This window comes from Pilibacter termitis, assembly GCF_900167335.1.
Lineage (GTDB): Bacteria > Bacillota > Bacilli > Lactobacillales > Streptococcaceae > Pilibacter > Pilibacter termitis.
On record NZ_FUXI01000026.1, the window covers coordinates 1 to 10,449 of the forward strand.

The window sequence follows — 10,449 nt, forward strand, 5'->3', positions numbered from 1 at the left end:
TTTGGCTTGCTTGTTGGGTTAAAATTTTAGCACGTTCTTTTGCCCAAATATAAGGGTCTTCTCCATTTGCTTTTTGGATAACCGTTTCGAGATTTCCAAGGTTTTCAACAACTTTTGAGGAGCTCTTTCCATTAACTCGGACAGATTTAATAATAGAAAAATGCTCAGAATGCTTTGATTTTGTCACTTTAAGCCTCATAAAAATCGCCTCCTTATCTCTATTATAACACACGTACTCAAAACGTACTACTAAAAAGTGTGAGAAATTTGACAAAAAAATAAGGAATGAAGCCCTGTGTTATAATGTTTTAGAAAAAATGTTTAGGATGGAAGTGTCAAACTCCCGCGACTCTACGGCTAATAGTCTTGTCTTTTTATGGTTTGAAATTAAAATTTTTTTTATAATAGAGTCTTTCTAAAAATGTTGAATTTCAATTGTTTCTAGTTGTCTATTCTTTAGTTGATGAAAAAACAGAGTTTTATTAAGACACCCACCCACCCTAAGCTATCCCTTGACGACACTCAAACATTATGATAATCTTTTAATAATCAGCAGTATCTTTCGTAGTTTTTTGTTAGATAATATGAAAAATTCTAAAATGACTAGAAAATGCACTGTATAAAAATGAGGTTCTTTTTTATGCGGGTGTTTATTTCGTGTCGATAAAGCCAAAAGTGCTGTCTGTATAAGTCGTGTTGACAGACTTATTGAAAAACATATTACAAGGAGAACATTTATGTCAATATTAAGAAAAAAACCAATTCCTAAAACTCCAGATGAGTCAAAACTTACACGTAATTTGACGACATTTGATTTGGTTTTTCTAGGAGTAGGTGCAATCGTTGGGACAGGAATTTTTATTGCGACAGGGCAAGGTGCACAAGCGTGGGCTGGTCCGGGACTTTCGCTTAGTTTTCTGATTGCGGCGTTTGCTGTTATGCTTAGTGGGTTGATTTTTGCAGAATATGCCTCACGTATTCAAGCAATTGGCGGACCCTACGCTTATCTTTATTCCGTTTTCGGAGAATTTTTCGGTTGGCTTGGCGGATTTTTTGTCATTGTCGAATTTGTCCTTGCAGGAAGTTCGGTGGCGACGGGTTGGAGTGGCTATGTGCGTGGATTTTTAGGCGATATAGGGATTCACTTGCCAAGATTGATTTCAAGTGCATCAAATTTTGAGGACGGCAGTTTTGGTTTTGACTTGATTGCAATGGTTGTCGCATTTATCGTGACGGTCTGGGTGGCTCAAGATGCGAAAGAAGTTTTACGTTTTAACTCGGTTATTGTCATTATAAAATTAGCAGTTATCGTGTTGTTTATTCTTGTCGGTGTATTTTTCATTAAGCCAGAAAATTGGATGCCATTTATGCCGTATGGTTTTATCGGAAGTGAAAATGGGAAGGGCGTTTTTGCAGGTGCAGCACTTGTTTTCTTTGCCTACCTTGGCTTTGAGTCGATTTCCATGTCGGTTGAGGAGGCGATTAACCCGAAAAAGACGATTCCACGTGGAATTTTGCTCTCTATCGCTTTAACAACGGTACTTTATATTCTTGTGACAGTTGTTCTGACTGGTATGGTCAATTATAAAGAATTAGGTGTTGACGACCCCGTAGCTTTTGCCATGCGAATGGTACATCAGCCACTTGTAGCAAGTATTATTTCGATTGTTGCGATTTTGACACTTTTGACCGTATTAGTATCTATGACTTACGCTCTATCGCGTTTAGTTTACGCAATTGCTAAAGACGGTTTGTTGCCGAAATATTTAACGCAAGTAAACGACAAACATCACACACCGCAAAATGCGACATTTACAGCAGGGTTTATCGGTTTAATTTTTGCAGGATTTGTCCCTCTTTCGACTTTGATGCAGGTGGTCAACATGGTTACGCTGACTTATTTAATTCTTATGGCAATCGGTATTCTCGTTCTCCGTAAAGGTGAAAAAGAAGCACCCGAGGGAGTATTTAAAACCCCTCTTGTGCCAATTGTACCAATTTTGTCAGTGATTATTAGTGCCTATCTCATGTTCCAGCTCTCATTGCTCACATGGTTAATCTTCGGCGGACTAATAGTGATTGGTGTCTTGATTTATCTACTATATGGCTACAAACATTCCAAACTTGCAAATGTGGAAAGTGAATAAGACATTGTAGAGAAAAAACAGCTCAATAAAGCACAAAACGCATGAGTGATTTTCATGCGTTTTTGAATTTAGAATACCTCTAAAGGGCACCTCTAAAAACTCCGCTTAAGACTAAATTAGCTAGTTTTTCGATTTTCGAGGAAATCGACGAAAGCTATGTGGTTCATAGGTTGAGGAGATTGACAAAGAAAATCGGAAAACTAGTAATTTAGGATAAGTGCGAGTTTTTAGAGGTGCCCTAAAGATATTTACTCCCCTCACGTTTTGCAAGAGCAGATAGCGAATGTGTTGCGATGAAATTTTTCACCCATTTTGGATTGGTTTTGCTAAATTCACGCAAACTCCAGCCAATTGCTTTTTGAATAAAAAATTCATCTGTTGATAAATCACGTAAAATTGCCGTCTCAAGAAGTGTCGTATTGGTTTTTTCTTTGAATTTTAGTTGCAAATTAATGCCGATTCTGCGAACCCAAAAGTTTTGATCCTCTTTAAAAAGTGTTGCGAACTTTTCAAGAGTTTCAGGGTGAGTTGCTACATAGTCGCCAAAAACCATTCGCCAAAAATCTACACTATCCCACCATGACTTTTGAGAAATATAGGGAACAAGCGAAAAAATCGCTTGTTTATCCAGACGTTTCACATTTTTTAAGGCAAGTTGAATGGCTAAATATTGGTATTCTCTCTCTTCTTGATTGTAGTAGTAGTCGATTTCCTCGAGTAATTCGCTGAGAGGGATTTTTTTACTTTCTGATAAAATTTCTTTTGACTGAGCCATTTGTTCAGGCTTTTTCACACCGACAAATTTGAAATGGTGTTTCATGTAACGTTCTTGCTCGCTTGCAACCGTTGAATTGCCAATAAACTTTATTTTTTTCATGATTTCGGACCCTCAAAAAAGATTATTCTTTAATTTTAGTTTATAGTATATAGCGGTAGGAGAGAAAAGTCCAAAGAAAGTGGTTAGTCATATGAAACGAAAGAAAAAAATTCTCGCACTGCTTCTACTTCCGTTGCTCGCAGTTGCTCTAACAGCTTGCGAGGGAAAGAGTAAAGTAGAACAAGTCTCCATTCAATCAGGTCATTTTGCTCAAGAAGGATTAAGTGGTGCAAAACAAGAACCTCTCGAGTATAAAGACGCTAAGCAGATGATTATGGCAGACACAGACGAGTTGCATCGTGCGGTGGATAGCCATATTCAGCTGAAAGATAGCGAGGAGCCAACAAAAAAACGTAACGAACGTTTGACGTATGATCCTGTCGGCTGGCATAATTACAATTTTTATTACATGGACAATGGCGAGAAAAAGCAGAATTACTTGATGAGTCGAGGGCATTTGGTCGGCTATCAGTTTTGCGGATTAAATGATGAAGAGCGAAACCTTGTGCCAGAAACAAGTTGGCTCAACGCAGGCAACTACAAGGGCATGAATGACAGCAATCAAGATTCTATGCTGTATTATGAAAATCGTCTGGATAGTTGGCTTGCCAATCACCCAAACTTCCGCTTGGATTATCAAGTGACCCCACTTTACAAAGGGAACGAATTGCTCCCTCGTCAAGTGCGACTTGCGTATGTTGGGTATGACAACAAAGGAGAAAAAATTCGCATTCGCTTTAATTCTCCACGTGAAGAGGAGGGAAATGGTGAGGCGACGGTTGTTTATTTAGACAATGTTTCACCAAATGCGAAACTGAACTATGCGACAGGAACGGCTGAAAATATTCTTGAACAGGAGAATGAAACAAGTGAAAGCTCCAAAGATTCTTTTTCAAGTAAAACCGTCTACGTTGCCCAAAATGGTTCGTCAAAAGTTTATTGGTATGACAAAAACGCCATGCCTAAGAGTACGAATTTTGATAAAGTGAAAAGCATGAGTGAAAGCGAGGCACTGGAGAAAGGAAAAACGCACGCAACAGGTGAAAAATAAAAAAGAAAAATAGAAAAGAATGTTTCTTATGAACATTTTATGATAAAATATTATGAATGAAGAATATGGAGGCAAAATACAAATGGTTGAACCAAAATACAGACGTGTGGTATTGAAATTGAGTGGCGAAGCACTTGCGGGTAGTGACGGGTTTGGAATTAACCCAAACGTTGTGCGTGAAATTGCTAAGGAACTGAAAGAAGTTTACGAGCTAGGTGTAGAAATTGCGATTGTTGTTGGCGGAGGAAACATTTGGCGTGGACAAGTCGGAGCGGAAATGGGTATGGAGAGAGCAGCAGCGGACTCTATGGGAATGCTTGCGACAGTGATGAACGCTCTTGCACTTCAAGATACGCTTGAATCTCTTGATGTGCCGACACGTGTGCAAACGAGTGTGGATATGCAAAAAATTGCAGAACCATACATTCGCCGTAGAGCAGAACGTCATTTGGAAAAAGGTCGTATCGTGATTTTTGCAGCAGGAACAGGAAATCCGTATTTCTCAACGGACACAGGAGCAGCCTTGCGTGCAGCGGAAATCAACGCAGATGTAATTTTAATGGCGAAAAACAATGTGGACGGTGTGTATTCAGCTGATCCAAAACTAGATGCCAATGCTGTCAAATATGACGAATTGACACACTTAGATGTGATTAGCAAAGGACTTCAAGTAATGGATGCCACAGCAAGCTCGCTTTCTATGGATAATGATATTCCACTTGTAGTATTCAATCTAAATGTAGCAGGCAATATCAAACGTGTCGTGCTAGGAGAACATATTGGAACAACTGTAAAAGGAAAATAATCGCTTTAGATAACGTAAAGCACTAAAGACCAATAAATTACGAATTAACAAGACAAAGCGAGCGGGGCGTTTAGGAGGTTGTGAACAGGTGCCAATCTCCTGTCTCGCGTAGCTAGAAAAAGAAAAAGCGAAGAGGGGTGTTTTGAAGTCTGCAACAGCGAACCATGTCGTTTATTTACTTGAAGCTTTAGCTTCAAGCGACATTGAGAGTAGTTGCCAGACTTCAGCCCCTCGTAGCTAGAAAAAGGAGTGAAAAAGAATGAAGAATTGCCTAAAATGCGGTGAAGAGATTGCAGAAAATAGTTTGTTTTGCACGTTTTGTGGAGCAAAGCAAGTAGTCGAAGAATCCGAGGAAACTGTTGTGAGCGAAACGATAGAAGAAGTAGCAGAAAGTTCTGTTCAAGAAGAGACGACAGAAACAACTGAAACAGAGGAAGTGGATAAAAGTGTTGAAAAGCAAGCGGTGAGTGCTGAAAAAACACTTGAGCAAACGATTGTTCAGCCAACTCTTGAGCAACAACCGACAGTTTCAGCAACATCAACGATTTCACAGGAAAGTAAACTTCCTAAATGGAACTGGGGTGCAGCAGGGCTTGGTTGGATTTGGGGAGTTGGAAACAATGTGCCAATTATGCTACTTGGCTTATTACCATTCGGAAACATTGTAATGATGATTGTAGGTGGTATAAAAGGGTATGAGTGGTTACTGGAACGCAATAAGCACAAATATTCCACAGTTGATGAAATGCTCAAAGATCAGAAAACGTGGAACACAATGGGAATTGTTTTCTTTGTTCTAAATGTCCTCTATCTGATTTTTATTATTGTGCTTGTTTTTATCTATATTGCAATTATTATTGCAGTAATACGAGAAGGAAATTTTAACGATTACGACTATAATGGTTTTGATGACTATTAAGAATGATTGACAGGAGAGAAAAATGGCTGATTTAATGACAACAACAAAAGAAAAAATGGCAAAAGCTGCTGAAAATTTGACACGTGAGTTTGGACATATTCGTGCAGGACGTGCAAATGCGAGTTTATTGGATCGTATTCAAGTAACGTATTATGGTGTACCGACACCACTCAATCAACTTGCCTCTATCCAAATTCCAGAGGCACGTGTGCTGTTGATTACACCATTTGACAAATCAACAATCAAAGACGTGGAACAAGCATTAAATGCGAGCGACTTAGGATTGACACCGATGAGTGACGGAAATGTTATTCGCTTGGTTATTCCCCAATTAACCGAAGAACGCCGTAAAGAACTAGCAAAAGAAGTGAAAAAAATCGCTGAAAATGCAAAAGTTGCAGTCCGCAACATTCGACGTGATGCAATGGACGGAGCGAAAAAACAAGAGAAAAACGGCGAAATCACCGAGGACGATTTGCGTGATTTAGAAAAAGACATTCAAAAAGCAACGGATGATGCAGTAAAAAATATCGATCACTTGACGACTGAAAAAGAGCAAGAGCTTTTGGAAGTTTAAGTAGAATGGAAAATGAACTAAGCCTGTTAAAAAGCTCACGAATTGAAAAAATCGTGAGCTTTTTATATGGAGTTTTTAGAGGTACCTTTTAAAAAAGTGCGTGTGCGAAACGGACGTGTAGGAGTAAATGAATGGTGTGGTTCGCTGTTCGCAATGCCACCTGAAGCTGTGCTTCAGGCAGGTAAATGGCAAGGCTCACTGCGACAAACACCTTATCGCCCCGCTCGCTTTTCTTTGTCTAGCTACGAAGTGCAGAGGTCTGGTGGCTGTTCGCAACATCGCTCGAAACTTTCGTTTCGAGTAAATAAACGATGTGGCTCACTACCACAGACCTCAACCCGCACTTCTCCGCTTTTCTATGTCTAGCTACGAGTGGCAGGAGTTTGGTCGCTGTTCGCAATGCTACTTGAAACTTCGTTTCAAGCAAGTAAATAGCAAGGCTCACTGCGACAAACTCCTTATCGCCCCGCTCGCTTTTCTTTGTCTAGCTACGAAGTGCAGAGGTCTGGTGGCTGTTCGCAATACCGCTCGCAACTGGTGTTGCGAGTAAATGAACCGTATGGCTCACTACCACAGACCTCAACCCGCACTTCTTCGCTTTTCTATGTCTAGCTACGAGGGGCAGGAGTTTGTTCGCTGTTCGCAATGCCACCTGAAGCTCTGCTTCAGGCAGGTAAATGGCAAGGCTCACTGCGACAAACTCCTTATCGCCCCTCTCCGCTTTTCTTTTTAAATCACATCTCCGTTGTAAATAGAGTTTTTTAAGATAACGTAGTCCACTTTTGTTAAGGCGGATAGGTTGTGTCCTCCAGCGTAGGAGATTGAGCTTTGCAAGTCTTGTTCCATTTCTATTAGTGTGTGGACAAGTGGACCTTTATGCGTCACCCAAATTTTCTTGCCTTCCACATTTTTCTTTTCACCTTTTTGAAATTCAGAGGCACTGCCAAAGTATTCTTTCATCAAAATGCCGTCTTTTTCAATCGTCTCGCCCGGGCTTTCCTCATGTCCTGCAAAAAGCGAGCCAATCATGACCATTGTGGCACCAAAACGAATACTTTTGGCGATGTCACCATGTGTGCGAATCCCACCGTCAGCAATAATTGGTTTTGTTGCAGCTTTTGCACACCAGCGAAGTGCGGCTAATTGCCAACCGCCCGTTCCAAATCCTGTTTTAATTTTCGTGATACATACTTTGCCGGGACCAATTCCCACTTTTGTTGCATCTGCACCAGCATTTTCCAGCTCACGAACAGCATCAGGTGTTCCTACATTTCCAGCGATGACAAATGTATCGGGTAAATGTTTTTTAATATGCTGAATCATCTCAATGACACTATTGGCATGACCATGTGCAATGTCAATCGTAATATAATCAGGAATAAGATTCTCCCTCGCCAATTCTTCAATGAAGTCATATTCATAATTTTTCACGCCAACAGAAATAGAAGAAATGAACCCTTTTTCTTTCATTTTCCGAACGAACGGCAAACGTGTTTCCTCATCAAACCGGTGCATGATGTAAAAATAGCCATTTTCAGCTAAAAATTCTGCGATTTTTTCATCAATAATCGTCTGCATATTGGCAGGCACCACAGGGATTTTAAATGTGTGTTTGCCAAGTGTAACGCTTGTGTCCGCTTGAGAACGTGAGGCAATCAAGCATTTGTTTGGAATTAGCTGAATATCCTCATAATCAAAAACCTTTACTTCAAACATATTATACGCTCCTTTTAAATAATTGAGCGATTTCGGAGTCGTACTCTTCGGTTATTCGCCGTAAATATGATAAAAGAAATGGAATTTATTTACAATAAAAAAGCTGGTAAATTGAAAGAAATCACGCTAAAATGTTCGGGTTTTGTATTTCGGTACAATTCTCTCAAAAAAATCAACGAAAACTTGGACTAAAGAAAACTACCAATAAGCGAGATTTTTTAGTAAAGTTAATAGTGAAAGGGAGCGAGGAAAATGACTAGTCAAATTATAAACTTTCTTCATTCAAAGGAAACAATTGCTCTAGGGGAATTAAGTGAAACTCTTGGTATTACAAGGGAGAGCTTGAAAAATGAGGTTGGGAAAATCAATGAAATTGCTCGAATGATTCAAATTTCGGAGATAGAGATACGAGGAGAGGAATTATATCTTCCGTATAAATTTCGGAAAAATTGGGTATATGTCAAGCATGGTGTCAATCCTTATGAGATAGAGTTGAGCGAAGAAAAAAGAAGAGCTTTTATCTATCTCTTGGTTTTTGTCAACATGGAACCCACGAGCGTAGCACTTTTTCAAGAGTTTAATCGTGTGAGCAAGAACACAACGTTAGCCGACATAAAGGCGTTGCGAGAAGAAATCGAGGAATTTGGTGTTCAATTAGAGTATTCAAGAAAGCAAGGTTTTTTATTAGTCGGATCAGAATTAGCCATTCGTCAACTCAGCTATCGCTATGGCACAAATTTGGCGGCGGAAAAGCAATTTAGAGCGAAAATGGAAGCCTATATTTCAGCATTTGATCCTGATTTTATTTTGAGAGTGGTCAATGGTTTGGAAAAAGTCTTGAAAAAAACCGAGTTGCGTGTCATTCAGAACCGATATGAGACGGTTTTATGCTATCTTCCTTTTCAGTTAAAAAGAAGTCAAGAGCATTGCGTAGAATTAAGCGAACAGTCGAAGAAAACGATTGAACAGCTGTCGAGTTTTCAAATAACGAGGTATTTTTTGCAAACGCTTGAGTTTCAGTTAGACGAAGAACTCTATTACTTGGCAATTCTTTTCACTACGTTTTTTGAGGGGACGTTGACAGATACACGATTAGATTTTTTGCTTGAATGTGGGCAACAAATTATTCAAGAATTGGAACGTTTCACGGCTGTACGTGTGAGAAATAGGGAGGATTTTTTAATTCAGCTTTACAATCATCTCGTTCCTGCATTTTTCCGATTGCGATATGGTTTACAGCTGAAAAACGAGATGACGTGTGAAATCAAACTTCAATATGATGAATTGTTTCAGTTGACCAAGGAAATCATCCAGCCACTAAGGCGGTTGTTAAAAGGAGCGGAAATTACAGATGATGAGCTTGCGTTTTTCACTATTTTATTTGGCGGAGAAATTGAAGCACAATCGATCGAGGAGATTGCTCACTACCGAGCATTAGTTGTTTGCCCGAATGGCATGAGTTCTTCAATGATTTTGAGCAGTGAGCTGAAAAAAATGTTTCCAACGATTCAATTTATGGCAACGAGTCAGATCAGCAACATCTCGCAATTCGATCCCAATTCTTATGAGGTAATTTTCACAACATTTCCGATTAAAGCGGAGAAAACAATTTTCCATTGCAAACCAATCATGACGAAAAAAGAGAAAAGCTCATTGATTGCCAAGGTGAACAAAGAACTTTATTTAACAAGCAATGTTTTACCAGAGGCAAGAGAAATATTAGCTGAATTGATGCCGTATATTGAATTAAAAAAAGGAGTGAGCGAAGAAAAGTTATTGAAAAAACTTGAAAAGAAATTTTATCAAAAAAGCATTTATGAGGAGGAATTTAAGCCAATGCTATCTGAATTATTAACAAAGGACATGATTCAGTTTTCAGATGAACAGCTAGACTGGGAGGAAGCGATAGAACTCGTTGCCACACCACTGCTAGAAACTGGGAAAATTGAAACTTGTTACATTCAAGCAATGATTGACAAAGTAAAAGAATTAGGAGCATTCATTCAACTAGGAGAAAAATTTGCCCTACCACACGCAAGACCAGAAGAAGGGGTCAACGCTTTAGGAATGAGTTTACTAAAACTGTCCCAACCCACCTATTTACTAGGCAAAAAAGAACATGAGGTTACCTTATTCATCTGCCTAGCAGCAATCGACAACGAAGCTCACCTAAAAGCTCTTGCCGATCTAACAAAAATCTTATCAAACAAAGAAAAATACCAAACCCTACTAAACGCAAAAACAAAGGAGGAGATACTAGAAATTATCCATGAAAAATAAACAAAAACATTGAGCGGAATCGAAACACGCAGTGTTTCAGTATAGCGAAATGTTTTTGCGAAGTGAGCAATAAGTTT

Annotated in this window: 10 protein-coding genes and 1 pseudogene; 6 read left to right on the forward strand and 5 right to left on the reverse strand. The window is 39.2% G+C overall.

The annotated features are described in order from the left end of the window. Positions 1-199 (reverse strand): annotated as a pseudogene (locus tag B5D30_RS10230) (IS1634 family transposase); the annotation flags it as partial. Between the two features lie 538 nt (positions 200-737). Here B5D30_RS10230 and B5D30_RS10235 point away from each other — a divergent pair. After that, entirely contained in the window at positions 738-2,147 is a 1,410-nt protein-coding gene (locus B5D30_RS10235) for an APC family permease (RefSeq protein ID WP_078807982.1), read from the forward strand. 238 nt (positions 2,148-2,385) lie between these two features. Here the strand turns inward: B5D30_RS10235 and B5D30_RS10240 are convergent, their stop codons facing one another. Further along, positions 2,386-3,024, reverse strand: a complete 639-nt coding sequence (locus tag B5D30_RS10240; RefSeq protein WP_078807983.1) for a DNA alkylation repair protein — start codon at positions 3,022-3,024, stop codon at positions 2,386-2,388. A gap of 91 nt (positions 3,025-3,115) precedes the next feature. On the opposite strand from B5D30_RS10240, the gene B5D30_RS10245 reads away from it, so the two are divergent. The 4 genes from B5D30_RS10245 (at position 3,116) to frr (ending at position 6,376) form a co-directional block, all read left to right on the forward strand. Beyond that, positions 3,116-4,075 (forward strand): DNA/RNA non-specific endonuclease, encoded by a 960-nt coding sequence (locus tag B5D30_RS10245; protein WP_078807984.1) that lies wholly within the window; start codon positions 3,116-3,118, stop codon positions 4,073-4,075. A gap of 82 nt (positions 4,076-4,157) precedes the next feature. Next, positions 4,158-4,880: a UMP kinase gene (gene pyrH / locus B5D30_RS10250; protein ID WP_078807985.1), complete on the forward strand. Its 723-nt coding sequence runs from the start codon at positions 4,158-4,160 to the stop codon at positions 4,878-4,880. Between the two features lie 259 nt (positions 4,881-5,139). After that, positions 5,140-5,799 carry a zinc ribbon domain-containing protein gene (locus B5D30_RS10255; RefSeq protein ID WP_078807986.1) on the forward strand — a complete coding sequence of 220 codons (660 nt, stop codon included), beginning with the start codon at positions 5,140-5,142 and terminating at the stop codon, positions 5,797-5,799. A gap of 22 nt (positions 5,800-5,821) precedes the next feature. Further along, the gene (gene frr, locus B5D30_RS10260) at positions 5,822-6,376 is read left to right on the forward strand and encodes a ribosome recycling factor (RefSeq protein WP_078807987.1); all 555 of its coding nucleotides are present in this window, start codon (positions 5,822-5,824) and stop codon (positions 6,374-6,376) included. A gap of 238 nt (positions 6,377-6,614) precedes the next feature. Here frr and B5D30_RS10265 read toward each other — a convergent pair whose 3' ends face one another. Genes B5D30_RS10265 through guaC form a run of 3 tightly spaced genes read right to left on the reverse strand, consistent with a single transcriptional unit; the run spans position 6,615 to position 8,092 of the window. Further along, on the reverse strand, positions 6,615-6,821 hold the full coding sequence (locus B5D30_RS10265; RefSeq protein WP_078807988.1) for a hypothetical protein: 207 nt from the start codon (positions 6,819-6,821) through the stop codon (positions 6,615-6,617). Between the two features lie 39 nt (positions 6,822-6,860). Continuing rightward, positions 6,861-7,067, reverse strand: coding sequence for a hypothetical protein (locus tag B5D30_RS10270; RefSeq protein WP_078807989.1), 207 nt, complete (start codon positions 7,065-7,067; stop codon positions 6,861-6,863). 38 nt (positions 7,068-7,105) lie between these two features. Further along, the gene (guaC, locus tag B5D30_RS10275) at positions 7,106-8,092 is read right to left on the reverse strand and encodes a GMP reductase (protein WP_078807990.1); all 987 of its coding nucleotides are present in this window, start codon (positions 8,090-8,092) and stop codon (positions 7,106-7,108) included. A gap of 252 nt (positions 8,093-8,344) precedes the next feature. On the opposite strand from guaC, the gene B5D30_RS10280 reads away from it, so the two are divergent. Beyond that, positions 8,345-10,372 (forward strand): BglG family transcription antiterminator, encoded by a 2,028-nt coding sequence (locus B5D30_RS10280; protein WP_078807991.1) that lies wholly within the window; start codon positions 8,345-8,347, stop codon positions 10,370-10,372. Positions 10,373-10,449: the final 77 nt, after the last annotated feature.

Excerpts from the sequence above, each read along its gene's own strand:
- B5D30_RS10245 (WP_078807984.1), top strand. The coding sequence starts at position 3,116 with ATGAAACGAAAGAAAAAAATTCTCGCACTGCTTCTACTTCCGTTGCTC.
- pyrH (WP_078807985.1), top strand. The coding sequence starts at position 4,158 with ATGGTTGAACCAAAATACAGACGTGTGGTATTGAAATTGAGTGGCGAA.
- B5D30_RS10235 (WP_078807982.1), top strand. The coding sequence starts at position 738 with ATGTCAATATTAAGAAAAAAACCAATTCCTAAAACTCCAGATGAGTCA.
- B5D30_RS10240 (WP_078807983.1), bottom strand. The coding sequence starts at position 3,024 with ATGAAAAAAATAAAGTTTATTGGCAATTCAACGGTTGCAAGCGAGCAA.
- B5D30_RS10280 (WP_078807991.1), top strand. The coding sequence starts at position 8,345 with ATGACTAGTCAAATTATAAACTTTCTTCATTCAAAGGAAACAATTGCT.
- frr (WP_078807987.1), top strand. The coding sequence starts at position 5,822 with ATGGCTGATTTAATGACAACAACAAAAGAAAAAATGGCAAAAGCTGCT.
- B5D30_RS10255 (WP_078807986.1), top strand. The coding sequence starts at position 5,140 with ATGAAGAATTGCCTAAAATGCGGTGAAGAGATTGCAGAAAATAGTTTG.
- guaC (WP_078807990.1), bottom strand. The coding sequence starts at position 8,092 with ATGTTTGAAGTAAAGGTTTTTGATTATGAGGATATTCAGCTAATTCCA.